The organism is Bacteroides sp. A1C1 (assembly GCF_004328515.1).
Classification (GTDB): Bacteria; Bacteroidota; Bacteroidia; order Bacteroidales; family Bacteroidaceae; genus Bacteroides; species Bacteroides uniformis.
The window spans coordinates 646574-665390 of record NZ_CP036491.1 but is presented as its reverse complement, the minus strand read 5'-3'; the positions used below and the strand labels follow the sequence as shown (position 1 = coordinate 665390).

At 48.5% G+C, this 18817-nt stretch carries 21 protein-coding genes; 19 read left to right on the top strand and 2 right to left on the bottom strand.

Features of this window, described 5'->3' with window-relative positions:
• The first annotated feature begins 27 nt into the window (after positions 1-27).
• From EYA81_RS02960 to EYA81_RS02940, 5 genes are all read left to right on the top strand, one after another.
• On the top strand, positions 28-579 hold the full coding sequence (locus EYA81_RS02960; RefSeq protein ID WP_005831734.1) for an RNA polymerase sigma-70 factor: 552 nt from the start codon (positions 28-30) through the stop codon (positions 577-579).
• Positions 576-1436, top strand: coding sequence for a FecR family protein (locus tag EYA81_RS02955; protein ID WP_009038153.1), 861 nt, complete (start codon positions 576-578; stop codon positions 1434-1436). Before EYA81_RS02960 ends, EYA81_RS02955 begins: the two co-directional genes overlap by 4 nt.
• Positions 1433-2986 (top strand): carboxypeptidase-like regulatory domain-containing protein, encoded by a 1554-nt coding sequence (locus tag EYA81_RS02950; protein ID WP_131225348.1) that lies wholly within the window; start codon positions 1433-1435, stop codon positions 2984-2986. The genes EYA81_RS02955 and EYA81_RS02950 overlap by 4 nt, the downstream gene beginning before the upstream one ends.
• 119 nt (positions 2987-3105) lie before the next feature.
• A complete protein-coding gene (locus tag EYA81_RS02945; protein WP_005832662.1) occupies positions 3106-3282 on the top strand; it encodes a DUF4250 domain-containing protein in 177 nt (58 codons plus the stop codon).
• Positions 3283-3354: 72 nt separating this feature from the next.
• Positions 3355-4953 (top strand): ClC family H(+)/Cl(-) exchange transporter, encoded by a 1599-nt coding sequence (locus EYA81_RS02940; protein ID WP_131225347.1) that lies wholly within the window; start codon positions 3355-3357, stop codon positions 4951-4953.
• On the opposite strand, the gene EYA81_RS02935 is transcribed toward EYA81_RS02940, so the two are convergent.
• Positions 4950-6317, bottom strand: coding sequence for a TrpB-like pyridoxal phosphate-dependent enzyme (locus EYA81_RS02935; RefSeq protein WP_005831725.1), 1368 nt, complete (start codon positions 6315-6317; stop codon positions 4950-4952). The genes EYA81_RS02940 and EYA81_RS02935 overlap by 4 nt on opposite strands.
• Before the next feature lie 133 nt (positions 6318-6450).
• On the opposite strand from EYA81_RS02935, the gene EYA81_RS02930 reads away from it, so the two are divergent.
• Together EYA81_RS02930 and EYA81_RS02925 are read left to right on the top strand one after the other, a co-directional pair.
• A complete protein-coding gene (locus EYA81_RS02930; RefSeq protein ID WP_131225346.1) occupies positions 6451-8280 on the top strand; it encodes a TrkH family potassium uptake protein in 1830 nt (609 codons plus the stop codon).
• Between the two features lie 5 nt (positions 8281-8285).
• Complete coding sequence (locus EYA81_RS02925; protein WP_131225345.1) at positions 8286-8972, top strand: TrkA family potassium uptake protein; 687 nt, start codon at positions 8286-8288, stop codon at positions 8970-8972.
• Between the two features lie 50 nt (positions 8973-9022).
• On the opposite strand, the gene EYA81_RS02920 is transcribed toward EYA81_RS02925, so the two are convergent.
• Positions 9023-10531 carry a DUF3843 family protein gene (locus EYA81_RS02920; RefSeq protein WP_131225344.1) on the bottom strand — a complete coding sequence of 503 codons (1509 nt, stop codon included), beginning with the start codon at positions 10529-10531 and terminating at the stop codon, positions 9023-9025.
• A 226-nt stretch (positions 10532-10757) separates the two neighbouring features.
• Between EYA81_RS02920 and EYA81_RS02915 the strand changes: the two genes are divergently transcribed.
• From EYA81_RS02915 to EYA81_RS02860, 12 genes are all read left to right on the top strand, one after another.
• Positions 10758-11378, top strand: coding sequence for a DsbA family protein (locus tag EYA81_RS02915; RefSeq protein ID WP_005832650.1), 621 nt, complete (start codon positions 10758-10760; stop codon positions 11376-11378).
• Entirely contained in the window at positions 11338-11649 is a 312-nt protein-coding gene (locus EYA81_RS19320; protein ID WP_117976735.1) for a helix-turn-helix domain-containing protein, read from the top strand. Before EYA81_RS02915 ends, EYA81_RS19320 begins: the two co-directional genes overlap by 41 nt.
• Entirely contained in the window at positions 11582-12286 is a 705-nt protein-coding gene (locus EYA81_RS19410; protein WP_131225343.1) for a 4Fe-4S binding protein, read from the top strand. The genes EYA81_RS19320 and EYA81_RS19410 overlap by 68 nt, the downstream gene beginning before the upstream one ends.
• A gap of 185 nt (positions 12287-12471) precedes the next feature.
• The gene (locus tag EYA81_RS02900) at positions 12472-13386 is read left to right on the top strand and encodes a formylglycine-generating enzyme family protein (RefSeq protein WP_370293442.1); all 915 of its coding nucleotides are present in this window, start codon (positions 12472-12474) and stop codon (positions 13384-13386) included.
• A gap of 290 nt (positions 13387-13676) precedes the next feature.
• Positions 13677-14156 carry an HU family DNA-binding protein gene (locus tag EYA81_RS02895; RefSeq protein ID WP_009038158.1) on the top strand — a complete coding sequence of 160 codons (480 nt, stop codon included), beginning with the start codon at positions 13677-13679 and terminating at the stop codon, positions 14154-14156.
• Positions 14157-14282: 126 nt separating this feature from the next.
• Positions 14283-14510: a DUF4248 domain-containing protein gene (locus tag EYA81_RS02890; protein WP_005831704.1), complete on the top strand. Its 228-nt coding sequence runs from the start codon at positions 14283-14285 to the stop codon at positions 14508-14510.
• Between the two features lie 136 nt (positions 14511-14646).
• The gene (locus EYA81_RS02885) at positions 14647-15096 is read left to right on the top strand and encodes a DUF4890 domain-containing protein (RefSeq protein ID WP_005832642.1); all 450 of its coding nucleotides are present in this window, start codon (positions 14647-14649) and stop codon (positions 15094-15096) included.
• A gap of 60 nt (positions 15097-15156) precedes the next feature.
• Positions 15157-15705: a DUF4738 domain-containing protein gene (locus EYA81_RS02880; protein ID WP_005831701.1), complete on the top strand. Its 549-nt coding sequence runs from the start codon at positions 15157-15159 to the stop codon at positions 15703-15705.
• A 49-nt stretch (positions 15706-15754) separates the two neighbouring features.
• On the top strand, positions 15755-16432 hold the full coding sequence (locus EYA81_RS02875; protein WP_005832639.1) for a response regulator transcription factor: 678 nt from the start codon (positions 15755-15757) through the stop codon (positions 16430-16432).
• Entirely contained in the window at positions 16429-17718 is a 1290-nt protein-coding gene (locus EYA81_RS02870) for a HAMP domain-containing sensor histidine kinase (RefSeq protein ID WP_131225341.1), read from the top strand. The genes EYA81_RS02875 and EYA81_RS02870 overlap by 4 nt, the downstream gene beginning before the upstream one ends.
• Before the next feature lie 92 nt (positions 17719-17810).
• Entirely contained in the window at positions 17811-18251 is a 441-nt protein-coding gene (locus tag EYA81_RS02865) for a PepSY-like domain-containing protein (protein ID WP_005831697.1), read from the top strand.
• Between the two features lie 36 nt (positions 18252-18287).
• Positions 18288-18791, top strand: a complete 504-nt coding sequence (locus EYA81_RS02860; protein ID WP_005831695.1) for a PepSY-like domain-containing protein — start codon at positions 18288-18290, stop codon at positions 18789-18791.
• Positions 18792-18817 lie beyond the last annotated feature (26 nt).

The following is an 18817-nucleotide window of genomic DNA, read 5'->3' as shown; positions in this document are numbered from 1 at the left end:
TGGAGCAACCGAGAAAAAACACCGTGTATGCTGGACGAACTGATGATACTGGCCAGAATAAAGGAGGGCGATATAAAGGCGTTCGAAGGAATCTTCCGCCGGTATTATTCCCCTCTTTGCTGGTATGCTGCGGGCATCACGGGGGATACGGCGTCTGCCGAGGAAATTGTGGAGGAGCTGTTCTACGTGCTGTGGAAGAACCGGGAGCGGTTACAAGTATTCCAGTCCGTGAAAAGCTATCTCTACCGTTCTGTGAGGAATGAAGCCGTGCAGTTTTGTGAGCATCAGGAGGTCAAGGAGCGCTATCGGGCATCTGTCCGTACGGAGTCCGGGCCGGGCTATTCGTCCGACCCCCACGCGCATTTGGAGTACGAGGAACTACGGACTCTCATCCGGCATACGCTCGACAAGCAGCCCCGGCGCCGGCAGCAGATTTTCAGGATGCACCGCATGGAGGGGAAGAAATATGCAGAGATTGCCTTGTCGCTTTCGTTGTCCGTCAAGACGGTGGAAGCGGAAATGACCAAGGTACTCCGAACCTTACGAAATGAAATTGATAATTATATCCGGACACAATGATGGAAGTAGATAAAAAGAAGACAAGGACCGACGAGGCATGGGTACGGCTTTATGCCCGCTTCGAAACGGACTGCCTGCTGCCGGCAGATGCGGAACATGCTCCGGCAATGCACCGCAGGCTTTACCTCAAGTGGGGGAGCGTTGCGGCAGCCGTGATTGCCGGAATCGTATGTTTTGCCGCATGGTGGGCCGTACCGGAACAAGGTGGGGACAGTCGTAGCTTGCTGACGGAGGAGAACCGGGAGAAGCCCACACTGGTCAAGACCCTTGAAGACGGTTCGGTGGTATATCTGGCGCAGGAAAGCACGCTGAAGTATCCCGAACATTTTGCGGAAGACAAGCGGGAAGTGAACCTGCAGGGTGAAGCCTTCTTCGATGTGGCAAAGAAACCCGAGCAGGCTTTTACGATTGAGACGGCGAGGGTGCGTGTGGAGGTACTGGGCACGGCTTTCAATGTCAGGAGCAATGAAGGGCTCCCCTTCAGCTTGTCCGTGAAGCGCGGGAAGGTGAAGGTGCTGCTGAAACAAGAGGAACAGACGGTCTTTGTAGAGGCGGGAGAAACGGTTATCTTGCAGGGGGGCAGTCTGCTCGTCAGCGAGACGGAGAATCCGGAGCTCTTTGACCGCTACACCAGCAACATCCGTTTCAAGGACGAGTGCCTGGAGGATGTGCTGCGTGCCATCAATAAGGAGTCTGCCGGCTGGCAGATAGAAGCCGCGTCGCCAACCCTGGGCAAACGGCGGCTGACGGTCGAATTTTCGAATAACTCCCCGGAGTCTGTGGCCGAGCTGATATGCTGGACGTTCGACTTGAAGTGTACACGTCAGGGCAATAGACTGATATTGTCGGAACAATGAATTCAATGAAATGCTTCATTCTCCATTTGCCACTCTTCATTTTCTTCCTGGCAGGCAGTGCAAGAGCGGACGGAGGCGATGTGCTGGACCGCATCGTCCGGCTGCCCGGAATGAAGGGAACGGTTTATGCGCTGTTGGGGAAAGTCTCGGAGCAGTCCGGCTATCTGTTTATCTATGACAGCAAGGTCATCCATAACGACTCAGTAGTGAGGGTCAGGAAGCAGGAGTGTTCCGTGAGACAGGCCATTCATAGGATAACCGGCAGTCGGAACCTCGAATTGAAGGTATTAGGCAACCATATATTGATAACACGGGCGGCAGAAAGGAAGAGTATGGAAGAAACGGTACTCCTGCCGCCCCGACCGGCGTATTCCACCATTGCCGGAATCCTGTTGGACAAGGAGACGGGAGAGCCCGTCGTCAGTGCGTCGGTCATCGCACAAGGAACCTCACTGGGTAACATTACCAACCAGAACGGTGAATTCCGGCTCAACCTGCCCGACTCGTTGAGGCGCTGCATGCTCTCCTTCTCCCATCTGGGTTATGTGGGGCAAACGGTGGAAGCCTCTGCTTTGGAAGGACGCAGCAATGTTCTGAGCCTTGAGCCGAAAGTCATTTCCTTACAAGAAGTGCTTATCCGCTTGGTGGAGCCTAAAAAGCTGCTTCGCGAGATGATAGAGCACCGGGATAGGAACTGCTCCACTTCTCCGGTCTATCTGACCACCTTCTACCGGGAAGGTGTACAACTGAAGAACAAGTTCCAGAGCCTGACGGAGGCCGTTTTCAAGGTCTACAAATCACCGACGATGGAACCCGGACAGAAAGACCAGGTGAAACTGCTCAAGATGAGCAAGATAGATAACCGGGAGCAGACGGACAGTGTGCTTGCCAAAATCAGCTCCGGGGTGGAAGCATGTCTGCAGTTGGACATCATGAAGAATCTTCCAGACTTCCTCTTGCTGGAATCCGGCGAGGAACTTTATACCTATACTTCGGGCGACATCGTATCGGTGGACGACCGTACTGCCAACGTCGTCTATTTTGAGCAGAAACGTGGGGTAAAGGAGCCTTTGTTCTGCGGAGAACTCTATATAGACTCGGAGAACAGCGCCTTGCTGCGTGCCCGCTTCGAGATTCATCCCCGGTATGTGAAGGCCGCCACACGGCTTTTCGTGATACGCCAGGCTCCGAAAATCAGGCTGACAACGGAGAAACTTGTCTATACCGTCTCATACAAACCCTGGAACGGTACCTATTATGTCCACCACATCCGTGGCGACCTTTACTTCAAGATGAAGAGAAAACGCATGCTCTTCAGTAATCCCACTCTGTATACCTGGTTCGAGATGGTGACCTGCCGGATTGACGGGGAGAACGTGACGCGCTTCCCGCGTGCGGAACGGCTGCCGGTGCATACCGTCTTCTCTGAAACCGACTTCAAGTATGATGCCGATTTCTGGGGCGACTTTAATGTGATTCCGCTGGAAGAGGAGCTTGGCAAGATTATCGAGAAGGTCTCCCTGAAGATAGAGCAGACGGAAGCTCCGTAAACATGGCCCTCAATCGTTTGCGGTGGGTAGGTTGTATATTCCACACTAAAATTATCTCTATTTTGTTTTTTTATTGTAATTTTGTCCCCGGTATTAGTTTAAATTTAAAGATTGTAACTATGAGATTACCTGAGGACCCGGTGATGCTGTACAGCTTCATCAACATGAAACTGCGTGATTTCTATCCTTCGCTGGACGCGCTCTGCGAGGATATGAACGTAGAGAAAGAGGACATTGTACGAAAATTGAAGCTCGTGGGATTTGAGTATAATCCTGCAAAGAACAGATTTTGGTAAATAATGTTTCTGTATAAAACAACTCCCGTTGCTTGTTGTTGTAAAGCGCAAGTTAACGGGAGTTGTTTTGTTATGGAACTATGGGATAAGGCAGAACGTCTTTGGACGAGGGTCAAGAACTGGAAAACAGTACGCGGCTGGCACATCTGGAAGTTGAAGCTGGTGGATGCCCGGCTGTATTTCGTCAGCATGTTCGTCGGTTTGCTGACGGGACTGGTCGCTGTACCCTATCACTATCTTCTCTATTATCTGTTCCACCTCCGCAGTGGTTTCTTCGCTTCGCATCCGGCCTGGTACTGGCACATTCCACTCTTTCTGTTTTCTTGGGGCATTCTCGTCTTCGTCATGTGGCTCGTGGGGAAAATGCCGCTTATCGGTGGGGGAGGTATTCCGCAGACACGCGGCGTGATTAACGGGCGCATCACTTACCGGCATCCTTTCATCGAGATGGTATCCAAGTTTGTAGGGGGCATTCTGTCCTTCTCGGCGGGGCTGTCTTTGGGACGCGAAGGGCCTTCCGTGCAGATAGGCTCTTATGTGGGTAGCCTGGTATCTCGCTGGACCCATATCCTGAAAGGCGAACAGAAACAGTTGCTGGCAGCCGGGGCGGGAGCGGGGCTCGCTGCGGCTTTTGCAGCGCCACTGGCTTCCTCGCTCATTGTAATAGAATCCATTGAACGCTTCGATGCCCCTAAGACGGCCATCACTACCTTGCTGGCGGGTGTTGTGGCAGGAGCCGTGGCAAGCATGGTCTTTCCCGTGAATCCTTACCATCTGATAGAAGTAACGGAACCGGTTTTCGCCTTCTTTGTCCAGATGAAGTATTTCTTGATATTGGCGGTGATTGTCTCCGTATGCGGGAAGTTCTACTCCTCCACCATGAATGCTTTCAGGCATGTGTATGCCAAAGTCAATTCTCCGGCGTATGTCAAGATGTTCTATCTGGTGCTGGTGGCCTACATCATTTCGCTGATGCAGGTCAATCTGACCGGAGGCGGGGAGCAGTTTCTGCTGGCCCAGGCACAGAACGGCAGTACGCAGATTATGTGGGTGACGGCCGTCATGTTGTTGCATTTTGTCTTTTCAGTTTTCTCTGTCTCTTCCGGATTGCCGGGCGGCAGTTTCATTCCGACGCTGGTTACGGGAGGGTTGTTGGGGCAGATTGTCGGTCTGGTAGGAGTGAGGTATGGCATTATCGGGCAAGAGAATGTCAGTTATGTCATGCTTATTTCCATGTCGGCATTTTTGGTAGCCGTGGTCCGTACACCGCTCACGGCCATTGTGCTGATTACGGAGATTACGGGGCATTTTGAGGTCTTTTACCCTTCGGTGGTGGTAGGCGGGCTGACTTACTATTTTACGGAACTGCTGCAAATGAAGCCTTCCAATGTCTCCCTCTATGAAGATATGATTCATGCTCCTTATTTTAAGGAGGAGAAGCGCTATACGCTTTCGGTGGAGATTATGACGGACTCTTATCTGGATGGGAAACTGGTGGACGAACTTTCCCTGCCGGAGCGTTGCGTCATTATCAATGTGCATCGGGATGGAAAAAACTTGGTCCCCGCAGGAACTCGTTTGATTCCGGGGGACCAGGTACAGATTGAGATGGACTCGCAGGACATAGAGAAACTCTATGAACCGCTTGTCAGTATGGCGAATATCTATTAAGCCAGATTGCCTATCTCGTCCAGATTCTTCTGGATGTCGGCATCCGTCAGCTCGTAATTCACTAAATCGCCGGACAAATACTTGTCGTAGGATGCCATGTCGATAAGTCCGTGACCGGAAAGGTTGAACAGAATCACCTTCTCTTCACCCGTTTCCTTGCATTTGTTCGCTTCGCGGATGGTGGCGGCAATGGCATGGCAGGACTCGGGGGCGGGGATGATGCCCTCTGCTTGCGCAAACAGACAACCGGCGTCGAATGATTCGAGCTGCTTGATGTCCACCGCTTCCATATAACCGTCTTTCAGCAGTTGTGATACGATGACACCTGCACCGTGATAGCGTAGGCCGCCGGCATGGATATTGGCAGGGGCAAAGTTGTGTCCCAGTGTAAACATGGGCAGCAACGGAGTGTATCCGGCCTCGTCGCCGAAGTCGTATTGGAATTTGCCGCGTGTCAGCTTCGGACATGAGGCAGGTTCGGCGGCGACAAAGCGTGTTTTCTTTCCTTCGAGGATGTTGTGGCGCATGAAGGGGAAGGCGATACCGCCAAAGTTGGAACCTCCTCCGAAGCAGGCGATGACGGTGTCGGGATATTCACCCGCCATTTCCATCTGCTTTTCGGCTTCCAGTCCGATGACGGTCTGGTGCAGGGCCACGTGGCTCAATACGGAGCCGAGGGTATATTTGCAGTTGGGAGTGGTCTGTGCCAGCTCTATAGCTTCGGAAATGGCTGTTCCCAGCGAGCCCTGATAGTTGGGATGGGCGGTCAGTATATCTTTTCCGGCGCGGGTAGACATGGAGGGAGACGGGGTAACCTGCGCACCGAATGTCTGCATGATGCTGCGGCGGTAGGGCTTTTGCTCGTAACTGATTTTTACCTGATAGACAGCGGCTTCCAGTCCGAAGAGGCGGGCGGCATATGCCAGGGAAGCTCCCCATTGTCCGGCACCGGTTTCGGTGGTCACGTTAGTCACTCCCTCCTGCTTGCAATAGTATGCCTGCGGGATGGCGGAGTTCAGCTTGTGCGAGCCCATCGGGCTGACGCTCTCGTTCTTGAAGTAGATATGTGCCGGTGTGCCGAGCGCTTTCTCCAATCCATAAGCGCGCACCAGCGGAGTGCTGCGGTAGTATTTGTACATTTCGCGGACCTCTTCGGGGATTTCAATCCACGTGTCGGTCTGATTCAGTTCCTGGCGGCAGAGTTCCTCGGCAAAGATAGGATACAAGTCTTCTGCTTTCAGCGGTTGCTTGGTGCCGGGGTGAAGCGGTGGCATGGGCTTGTTCACCATATCGGCTTGTATGTTATACCAGTACTGTGGGATTTCCTCTTCCGGGAGAATGAATCTTTTCTTTTTGTTGCTCATAGTGGTTAAAATTATTAATAATTCAATGCCCAAATGTAGCTATTATTTTTGAACCAATTTCTTTTTCCTTTTGTTTTTTGTATATCAAGGTATATTTGTCTAAGTTTGCCGCGTTTCATTAATCGATGCATTTATGAAGATTTATCATAAATTCCTTTTGTATCAAAATAAATGGATTCACCCTTACGTACGGATGACAGTGGGAGTAATGACTTCCATCACTTATTTGGCCTCCATCCTGCTGATTGTCGGCGTGGTCTATGAGCATGGCTTTACGATTTCAGAGGTCGAGGCGCATCAGCTCCAACGCTTGTACCATGGGGTGTGGATTGTTTTTCTGGTAGATGTCACCCTTCGCATTTTGCTGGAATACAAGGATACCCGGCGCACCTTCAGTAAGCTCACCTGGATACTGACCATTCTGCTCTATCTGACCCTTATCCCGGTCATTTTCCATCGTCCGGAGGAGGAGGGCGCCATCTTGCAGTTCTGGGAATTTCTGCATGGCAAGGCCTATCATCTTGTCCTGCTGCTGGTGTTTTCCTTTTTCAGCCTTTCCAACGGGCTGGTACGGTTGTTGGGGCGGCGTACGAACCCTTCGCTTATTCTGGCTGCAAGTTTCCTGATAATCATAATGATAGGCACGGGGCTGTTGATGTTGCCGCGCTGCACGACGAACGGCATATCGTGGGTCGACTCGCTGTTCATATCCACCAGTGCGGTGTGCGTCACGGGGCTGACGTCTGTCGATGTGGCGTCCACTTTTACCCCGACCGGTTTTGTGGTAATCATTCTGCTGATTCAGATAGGCGGTCTGGGAGTGATGACACTGACGAGCTTCTTTGCCATGTTCTTCATGGGTAATACCTCGTTGTACAATCAGTTGGTGGTGCGCGACATGGTGAGTTCCAATTCCTTGAATTCCTTGCTCTCCACCCTGGTCTATATTCTGGCCTTTACGCTGGTGATTGAAGGAATAGGGATGCTTGCTATCTGGGGAGACATCCACGGGACGATGGGGATGGACCTTCAAGAAGAGCTGGCCTTTTCCGCTTTTCATGCCATTTCCGCTTTCTGCAATGCGGGATTCTCCACGTTGCCCGGAAATCTGGGTAATCCGTTGGTGATGACGGGGCACAATCCGTTCTTCATCTATATATCTCTGCTGATTATTTTGGGGGGTATCGGTTTCCCCATACTGGTGAATTTCAAGGATATTATTCTTTACCATCTGCGTCGTCTGTGGCACTTTCTGCGTACGTGGCATTGGGACGGCAAGCGTTTTTACCATCTGTACAACCTGAATACAAAGATTGTACTGATAGTCACCTTCCTGCTGCTGGTACTGGGCACGGTGGGCATTGCTGTCTTTGAGTGGAATGCCTCCTTCGCCGGCATGTCGGTGGCAGACAAGTGGACGCAGGCGTTTTTCAATGCCACGTGTCCCCGTACGGCAGGCTTTACCAGTGTGGACTTGGCAGGCTTGGGGGTACAGACATTGCTTATATATCTGTCTCTGATGTGGGTGGGAGGCGGTTCACAGTCTACGGCAGGCGGTATCAAGGTAAATGCCTTTGCGGTAGTGGTGCTGAATCTGGTGGCTGTGTTGCGCGGCACGGAACGGGTAGAGGTGTTTGGCCGTGAGCTGTCACACGATTCTATCCGTCGTTCCAATGCCACGGTGGTGATGTCGTTCGGCGTCTTGTTGCTGTTTATTTTCATCATCAGCATTCTGGAGCCGGGTACGTCGCTTTTGGCCATTACCTTCGAGTGTGTGTCGGCATTGAGCACGGTGGGGTCCAGTTTGAACCTTACCCCGCGGTTGGGAGACGACAGCAAGCTGCTGGTGGCACTGCTGATGTTTGTGGGGCGTGTGGGACTAATTACGCTGATGCTTGGCATCATCAAGCAGAAGAAGCATACGAAGTATCAGTATCCGAGTGGTCAGATTATAATCAATTAAATAAGATGAAGTATATTATTATCGGTTTAGGGAATTATGGTCACGTGCTGGCAGAAGAGCTTTCTGCACTGGGGCACGAAGTGATAGGTGCGGACGTGAGCGTCGGCCGGGTGGATAGTCTGAAGGAAAAGATTGCCACAGCCTTTGTCATCGACGCTACGGACGAGCAGGCCTTGTCCGTATTGCCGCTGAACAGTGTGGATGTGGTGATTGTTGCCATCGGCGAGAATTTCGGTGCATCCATCCGTGTAGTGGCTTTGCTGAAGCAGAAGAAGGTGCAGCATATCTATGCCCGCGCCATTGACGCTGTCCACCGTTCCGTACTCGAGGCTTTTGAGCTGGAACGCATTCTTACTCCCGAGGAGGATGCCGCACGCGGACTGGTACAGTTGCTGGAATTCGGTGCCGATATGGAGACATTCCGCGTGGCACCGGATTATTATGTAGTCAAGTTCACCGTTCCGGACAAGTTCATTGGCTATTATGCCAATGAATTGAATCTCGATAAGGAGTTTGGCCTGAAGATGCTCGCCTTGAAACGTGCCAAGACTTTGAAGAATTGCCTGGGCGTCTCGTATGTGGAACACAATGTACTGAACGAACTGCCGGAAAATGACCAGATACAAGCCGGCGACCAGTTAGTGTGCTACGGACGGTATAAGGATTTTCAGAAGTTCTGGAAAGCACTATGATAATTGGTAGTTGGAAATGTGTCAAAAGTGGTATTCACCCCCATTTTCAACTAATCAAAGTCTTTCTCCCGACACCGATAATGGAAATAATCAGTCAGGAAGTGTGCATTCTTGCGTATGAACTCTTGCCCGTATTCTTTTCCTTGCAAACTGTTCAGATAAGCATCCGGAAGCATGCCTTCGTCTTGCAGGATGCAACTCAATTGGTAGGGGATAATGTCTGGGTTGACGATGAACATAATGGCGTTTTTCTCTGCTTCCTCCTTATTATAATTGGGGTTGTCCGGAGATTTGATGCATTCGCACAGCTTGAATTGGATATGTAGGCCGGTGTGCGGGTTGGCCATCAGCATGGCTCCGGTTTCTGTATGTATGCGTGGTATGTTCAGGTCTTCTTTCAAGCCGTATCCCATTTTGTTCAGCAGAAAATCAGAGATTTCCTCTTGCGATTGGCAGAATACAAAAGATTTCCCGCCGGATGCTTTTATGAAATCATGGAATGTAGCCTTTTCATTCGTTTTTTCTTTCTGTTTCGTCAAGTCGTCCACATATTCCGCTATTTTCTGGTCGTACTTGTTTTCGAGAAGCATGCCGCACTGCCACCATGCATTGCCAAAATAAATCAGTTCGCAGATAAGGGTGCTTTTCCCTACTTCTCTGCTACGGATAGCTGAGAGGTTCAAGGACTTCTTGGTTATCTTGAATTCGCCTTTGTCTTCACTACACAAATCTCTGACATACAGATACTCGCCGTCTTCTTTCTCCAGCAGATAGCAACTGTTTTCCCGTGCCTTCACCTTGCCCCAAAGCTGATGTTCGGGATGGGCTTTTCCGATGAGAGCCAGCCATTCCGGTGAGGTCAGCGACAGCAGGTTGCGGCGCCCTTTGAACGTCAGTGAGGTGCGTGTGGCATATATGAGGGTCTCTGCCATTTCGGGAGTAATCTTTTCATCATCCAGCAACCGTTCAGCTTCGTCCCGGTATTGGGCGACATTTTCGATGTTGAAGTAGCATTGGTAGTGAAACCAATCCAGTATCTCCCGGTAGCGGAAGAAGTCTTCTTCTTCCATGGCAGAGTGGTATAGAAATTCCTGCATCCTTTCATTTTCGGGAGCGGTTTCGTATTCCTCTGCAAGCAGTCCGTATATCTTTTGTGCAGTCTGCTCTATTCCGGGATTCTCGGGGTTGATGGCGCTTATTCCCCGGCATAGATATTGTATATGGTGCCAAAGCAGAAAGCGTATGTCCTCCAGATTGATTTCATCCGGAAAATAATCGCCTTTGATGGGGTAGAAGGGCAGATAGCTTCCGTATCGCTTCCGGCACTCGGCAGTGAATGCCTGCCAGATGCCGGTCTGGGAGATGACGTCCTCAAACCATGCGGCGAGGCAGAGGCTTGTATAGCGTATGTTTTTCTCTTCTTCGAAGGCGTCGGCTATCGTTGAAGAATAAAGTCTTTTGTGGATTTCGTTTGCAATGCCGACGTAGTACTGGTCAACGCTGTTTGTCTGCTTGTAAGGATGCAGTTCCAACCATTCTTTGGGATATATTTTCTTCATGACTCTAAAGTGAGTTTGGTGTGTGTTTTTTATATGTTTCATTTCCGGCGTAAAGATATGTTTTTTATGGGAATTTTTTTGCTTTCCCTCCTTTCGATTAGTATATTTGTATGCTACTATTAAATCGTTCCATCGTGTGGAACGATTAAAGAATAGCATTTCTTCTCCTTAATGCCAGGGAAGAAGAAAAAACGGAATTACAGAACCATTTAAAAACAGAATATATATGAGTGCGTATTACGACCTTTTCGAGAAACCCGACGTCCGCCAGACCGGCGAGCAACAATCCCTTTATGCCCGCTTTGTCCCCAAGGGCACCATCGACCGCAAGGAATTTATCGAGCGTGTACATCTTTTCACCGGTCTCAGCCGCAGCCTGCTGGAAGGAGCGATGGCAGGCTTTATGGACGAGTTGCGCGACTGCCTTGCCAATGGCTGGACGGTGGAGCTGGGCGAACTGGGTTACTTCACCCCCTCTTTGAGTTGTACCCGCCAGGCGACGGACAAGAAAGAGCTTCGTGCCGCTTCCATCGCTTTGCGCGGTTTGAATTTCCGTCTGGGCAGGGAGTTCTATAAAGATTTAAAAGGAAAGATGCAGTTGGAGCGTTGTCCGCAATCGGCATCGGCGCCTGCTTCGTCTGCCGATGAGGCGTTGGGCGTGGAGCAGCGCTGGCAGTTGCTGGATGAGTATTTGCAGCAATATCCCTGCATCAATCGTTCCCAGTATGCACGGCTGGCAGGACGTAGTTATAAGCAGGCGGTTGTCGATTTGAATAGGTTTATAGAAGAAGGGGTACTGATGAGGCATGGGATGGGGCCGAGTGTGGTGTATGCCAGAAAGAGGTAAAATTCAAGATGTGTATTTGCATCCGAATCGAAATGCAAAGGACATATCCCGTGAGCTCAATATGGATAAAGGGCTGTTATCCCGCATATTGAAAAAGCTGGAGGCGAAAGAATACATATATAGGGAGAAGGCAACGAACGACAATCGTATGGAGTTCGTAAAAGCTTACAGAACATGGAGAAGAAATTTACCATACGTTGAATATGGCCGCGAACCAATCCGTCGAAGAGATATTTGCAGGATTGGACGAAAGCCGGATTCAAGAAAATAGAGCTTCACAACAGCTTTTACGAGTTAAGGGAGACGGTTCTCCTGCCATTATCGTTTGCTCCTATGGGAACAGAGATTATGAAGATATGCTTGTCGAGCTTAAAGATTTGCTGACTGCCAACGGGTTTAGAATCGTGTCTGCCGCCGCATTCATTGCCCGACACTCCGTATTCAGAAATGTCGCATCCGAACGTCCCGATATGGAAGACAACCGTATAGTCGATGATTTCGGTTGCAAGTCATGGCAGCTTCTATCGGGCATTACGGATACGAGTGCGATACCGGATATAAATATTAGGGGCAGCAGACTTTATCGGGATATACTGCAAGTTCCGCTTTATCCTACGGGGGACGACACATGCATTGATTGTAAAAAATGTGTCGAGGAGTGCCTGACATGTGCCATTGTGTTGGAGAACCCCATAAAGACAGATGAAAGTCAATGTATTTCATGTGGAAGGTGCATTGCCCTATGTCCTGTCGGCTCACGAAACTACCACTATCCGTTTTTCGGAAAAAAGAGTTTGGAGTTTGCAAGCGCAAATTCAGAGAGAAAAGAACCTGAACTTTTTTATGCTGTCTATTTGGATTTGTGTTATATGGGGATTGGCGTCTATGCGGAAAAAGAGAATTGTTAATAGGGCAACTGGGAATTTAAGTTTAATCCGGTAAACGGATACATATCAGGCACATGTTTTGCTAATGAGGCATATTGTAGTATTTAGACTGGGAGCATCTAAAATGATTTTTCAGTATCGGAATAAATTTAAAAAATAATTTTCTTATATTTGAGTTGTGATAGAATATCCATTAAAGGATAGTAATAAGCAGTTTACTAAAGTTAGAGATAAAGGCTTATGCGGAATTTTTTTTTAATATCAACGGAATAAACAATCTGATGCTTGCTTTTGTGCTGAGTTGTGCAATGGCATGTACCCCCGACAAATCCGAACAAGAACCAAATCTGACCAAAACTTTTACCGTAAACGGTGAAAACTTTGAAATGGTTCTGATGGAAGGCGGAACCTTCATGATGGGAGGTACAAAGGAGCAGGGAAAGGATTGCGAAGAGAATGAAAAACCGGTACATGAAGAGAAAGTGGATTCTTTCTATATAGGAAAATATGAAGTGACTCAAAGATTGTGGAATGCCGTAATCGGTAGCGAACACAACCCTTCCTTTAATACCGGATGCGATGATTGTCCGGTGGAAGGTGTAAGTTGGAACGATGCACAGGTATTTGTCACCAAATTGAGTATCCTCACGAAGCAACCTTTTCGTCTGCCCACCGAGGTGGAATGGGAATATGCTGCCCGTGGCGGCAGGCAGAGCAAAGGATATAAGTATAGTGGCAGCCATCATATAGACAAGGTTGCCTGGTATATTGACAATTATCAGAAAAACAAATCCGGAGATAAAGGCACTACGCATCCGGTTGGTATGAAGCAACCAAATGAATTGGGACTATACGACATGAGTGGAAATGTGTGGGAGTGGTGTGAGGATTTATATACCAAGGAATACGAACAAAATGGCAAGTCCGTCCATTCGGGCTGGCCTTTTGAGGGGACACATCTCTATTTCCGCCATGTACTGCGTGGTGGAAGTTGGGGAGGAACAGCCAAAGGGTGCCGTGTGTCCTACATTGATTACGATATGGGAACGTATCGTGATGAATATGGCGGTTTCCGTATAGCTCTTGGCATCAGCCCTGCACAAGTCTCTGAAGAAAAATAATTCATCAAGTATACCCCCCAGCCATAAAGGTAAAGTTAGAGCTGATAAACTGAATGAAAGAAGCATCTCCGATAATATTTCTCAAAGTTTTTTTACTCCTTGTTTATCAGCTCCTTTCTCCTCCTCCAATATCCTTTTTTATCCTACGAAAACCTCCTTAAACCTCCGTTAAAGCACCACCCCGTTTTCTGCCCGTTGTATCTTTGCATCGTGGTCACAAAGAAACTGGTTTTGCAGACTGACGAGCGAACAAGACCGACTTTTATTAATCAACTTAAAATTAAAAAACTATGGCTTTGAATTATGAAGTAAAAAAGAGAGTATTCGGTTTTGACGAGACAAAAACGGAAAAGTACGTGGCGCAGATGAAAACTTTGGGTGTGGTAGGTTTTAAGGATTTATGCGACGAGGTTTCCAAGATAGGCATGGCGCCTCGCGGTGTGGTGAAGCTGGTGCTGGACGGATTGATCGACACCTTGAATATGGATATCAACAAGGGATTTTCGGTACAGCTGGGTGAGTTCGGCTGTTTCCGTCCCGGCATCAACGCCAAGAGCCAGGACAAGCTGGAAGATGTGAAGGCAAGCACGATTTATCGCCGCAAGATTATCTTCACTCCGGGCTTCTACTTTAAGGATATGCTGACTCGTGCCAGTGTAGAGAAGATGGATTGGTCGGGCAACGGCACCGTTTCTGGTGGGGGTAGCTCCAAACCAAATCCGGATGGCGGCGGTTCCGATGGCGACCAGGGAGAAAATCCGTTAGGATAAACATTCTGTAAATAAGGAGAATATGAACTTTCTCAGAAAAAGGTTCATATTCTCCTTGAAATACTTGACTTCGCCTTTTGAATATCGTATCTTTACATCAATCATTTAAAAATCAGACAAACTGCTATGGAAACAGAAAATGGCTTTCGTATCACGACTTATAAAAAGAAAGATTTGGCATGCCTCTATTGCCCCAATGCTACTGCACGTTGTGCCATCCGCACCCTGACGCGGTGGATAAAACGGAATCACGAGCTGTATGAAGCCTTGGCGCATACCGGCTACAATGTAAGGACACGGACATTCATGCCGAAGCAGGTGAGCCTTATCGTACAGTATTTGGACGAACCTTAATATTCTTTTCAACCTCATTTATTATGTTAAAGCGGGAAGTTGCGGTTAAACTTCCTGCTTTTGTTTTTGTCATAGATACGTTGCAACACAATAGGTATAACTAACATAAGGTATTAATTAAAAAAAGAGAAAAATGATGAAAAGAATAGTTCTGATATGGATGGCCGCCTTCCTGATGGGTGGCATGGCAATGGCACAACATGCCCGCCACAGTGATAAAATGCCCGAACCGAAAGTCCGTGCCGAGCGCATGACGGAACGGATGGTGAAAGAGTACTCCTTGAACGATACGCAGAAACAACAACTGCTGGAGGCAAATCTAGCATTGGTTGAGAAAATGGGAGATATGCCGATGCATCGTGCCAAAGCACACAAGCATCATAAGAGAGATGGCAAGCGCCATCAATTGACGGATGAGCAACGCGCGCAGAAAAAAGCGGAGATGGAAAAGAAGCGTGAAGAGATGAAGACTGCCCGTATTGCTTATGATTCACAACTCCGGAAGATTATGACGGAAGAACAATATGCTGCATACAGCAAGAAAGTGCAGGATAGAAAAGCAAAAATGGAATCTAAAAGAAAATAAATTTTCTATTGCATTCAATTTGTACTATTTTTGTCCGGTCAACTACTAAAAAACAGAACGATGAAGAATATAGTCTATATTTTAGTGTGTGCATCGGTCATCTTCTTCACTGCTTGTTCGTCGCAAGACAAGAATAAGAAAGACGGTACGCAGGTATTGATGCAGGATAGTACAGAAATTGCCGGCCCACAGCGCATGCAGGTGTCTGATGTAAAAACATCCTTTACGTATAAGGGAAAAGAGTATCAGTCTTCTGTAGTGCGCCGGCCGGATGAATCTCTGCCGATAGTGAAAAACGAGCAGGGGGAGAAATTTGTGGATAACCGTATCACCTTGCGCATCACGTGCGGCGGGAAGCAGGTGGTGGATAAAGTGTTCACCAAAGATAATTTTGCTTCGTTGGTGGATGCCAAGTTCATGAAGTACTCTATTCTTGAGGGGCTGGTCTATGACAAGACCACTCCGCAAGGAATCATATACGCGGCCAGCGTCTGCTATCCGCAATCCGACCTTTATGTTCCCATCAGACTGACCATTACGGCTGACGGGAAAATCTCCATGGCAAAAGAAGAACTGATGGAGGATTATCAGACAGACAGCATTGATTAGTGGATAGTTTTCCAGATTGTTTCCAGTTTTATAGACCATCTTTGCCGGTATGAAAATCCTGATTGTAGAAGATGAGCAAGATTTGCGGGAAACCATCCGCACTTCGCTCTTGAAAGAAAAGTTTGTTGTAGAGACCGCTGCCGACTATTTTTCGGCATTGGATAAAATCAATGACTACGATTACGACTGCATTCTGCTGGATATCATGTTGCCTGGCGGGAGCGGTCTGGACTTGCTGCGTGAGCTGAAACGGCTGCATCGCAGTGACAGTGTGCTTATTATCTCGGCCAAAGACTCGCTGGACGACAAGGTGGACGGGCTGGAACTGGGAGCCGACGATTACCTTACAAAGCCTTTCCATCTGGCAGAACTCAATGCACGTGTCAAGTCATTGATACGTCGGCGGCAGGCGAAGGGAGATGTGACCGTCACCCTTGGAAATCTTTTGCTCTACCCCGACAAACGGCAGGTAGAGATAAACGGAAAACCCTTGCAGCTGAACCGCAAGGAGTTCGACCTGCTCTATTATTTTGTAGTCAACCCCGGCCGGGTCATCAATAAAATGAGCCTTGCCGAGTCGGTGTGGGGAGACAATATAGACCAGGCGGATTCGTTGGATTTTATCTACTCGCAAGTGAAGAATCTGCGTAAGAAATTGAAACAAGCTGAGGCTACCATAGAATTAAAGGCTGTCTATGGATTCGGCTACAAACTCTCCGAACTATGAAGCTGCTGAGCTACACCTACCGCAAACTTGCATTGCTGCTGTTTCTGTTGATGGCAGTGTGGGGTGTGCTGTTCTATTACGCAATCATTGACGAGGTGGTGGATGAGACGGACGATACGTTGGAGAATTACGGTGAGATATTGATGGAGAGTGCGCTTCACGACCCCTCGATACTCGAAACGGAAGGCTCGTTGATGTCTTTCTATAAGTTCACCCCTATATCCGAAGAGGAAGGGCGGCATTACAGACAAGTGTTCTATGATGCTACGGTTTATATCGAACTGGAGGATGAAGACGAACCGGTACGTGTCATGTGTACCGCTTTCCGTATGCCCGACGGGCAATATTATGAGTTGAAACTGATGATTTCCATTTTGGAGCGGGATGACATGGTGGAGGCTATGCTTTGGTATCTGGGAGCGCTGTTCCTGTTGTTTCTCATCTGTACTTCCATCGGCATCCAGTTGGTGCTGAAGAGAGTGTTCCGTCCGTTACATAGGTTGCTTGACTGGCTGCACTGCATTCAGCCCGGCAAGGAGGTGCCTCCATTGGACAACCCGACGAAGATACGGGAGTTCCGCCAGCTGAGCGATGCTGCATTGGATATGGGCAACCGCAGCTACAAGGCATACGAGGAGCAGAAGCAGTTCATCGAGAATGCCTCGCATGAGTTGCAGACACCGCTTGCCATCGTGAGGGGAAAAGTGGAACTGCTGGCTGAGAGTGAAGGGATGACGGAACAGCAAATGGAGCAGCTGGACGAGATATATGCCACGCTGGGGCGTGCCGTAAAACTGAACAAGTCCCTGCTGTTGCTTTCCCGTATAGAGAACGGGCAGTATACCGAGATGGAGGATGTCTCGGTGGATGAGATATTGGATGAACTCTTGCCCGACCTGATGGATATCTATGAACATAAGCAGGTGAGACTGATACGAAAACGGGAGGAGCAGCCTTTTATCATCCGTTGCAACCATTCGCTGGCGCAAATACTGGTTTCCAATCTTGTGAAGAACTCGTTGCTGCACAATAGGGAAGGGGGAGAGTTGCAGGTGTTTACTACTCCCGCTTCTCTGGTCATCAGGAATACGGGGGATGCCCCTTTGGATGGAGAGAAGTTGTTCCGGCGTTTCTATCATGGCATGGATGGCAAGAAGGACTCCACCGGACTGGGGCTTGCCATAGCGCGTTCCATTGCGTTGTCGTCTTCATTGAAGCTCACGTATGAATGGCAGGACGGTATGCATACCTTTCGTCTGGTTAAAGAAAGTAAAATTTACTGTTAACTGCGGTTATTCCTAAATCTTTCCTAATTCTCTACCGTTATTTGCAATGTGAATAATATGAAATTTATTAGTAACATTAAAAAATAACGATTATGAAGAAAGTATTGTCTATTCTTGTGTTGGCTCTTGTAGCTGTTCAGTTTGCCTTTGCCGGTGATGTCATCACTCAGGATACCAAGCAGCTTCCGCTGACGGCACGCAATTTTATCAACCAGTATTTCTCGAAACCGCACATTTCACACATCAAGATTGAAAGTGAAATATTGCAGACTAAAAAATATGAAGTGCTGTTGACAGACCGTACGGAAATAGACTTCGACAAGAAAGGAAATTGGTTGGAAGTGGATTGCAAGAAGTCCGCTGTTCCCGAAGCATTGATTCCGGTTCCGGTAAAGGAGTATGTGAAGGCTAACTTCCCGAGAGAGATTATTACTAAAATCGAACGCGGACGTACCGGCGTGGAAATTGAACTAGGTAATGACTACTCTTTGAAGTTCAACAAAAAGGGAAAGTTCGTCAGCATGGACGACTGATTCTCCGGTAGCTATTAACTTAAACCTTATAGAGAAATGATGAGAATGAAGATTCAAATGTTGGCGATGATGTTCATCGCCGCCTTGGCACTTGGTGCATGCAGTGATGATGACGACAAGGATGATGTCAAAGTGCCCGAAGCAATGTCACAAGCATTGAAGTCCAAATACCCTTCCGCAATCCATGTGGAATGGGAACAGAAAGGGGGCTATTTCGTTGCAGATTGTAAAGTGGATGGGCAGGAAAAGGATGTATGGTTCAATAATCAGGCGGAATGGCAACTGACGGAAACCGAATTGCTTTGGAATAATCTTCCGGGAACAGTACAGACCTCTTTCAGCGCCAGTGAGTATGCCGGCTGGAAGATAGAGGAGATTGTTCTTTTGGAGTATCCGGTAGTGCCTATGCAGTTTGTCATTGAAGTTGAAAAGGGAAATGCAGAGTATCAATTGTTCTATTCGGAAGAAGGCGGCCTGCTGCAGACAAAAGATGTGAGCGGTAATAGGGATGATACGCATTGGCCGGTAAAACTTGATTAGGGATGAGGGGATAAAGAATTAGGGGG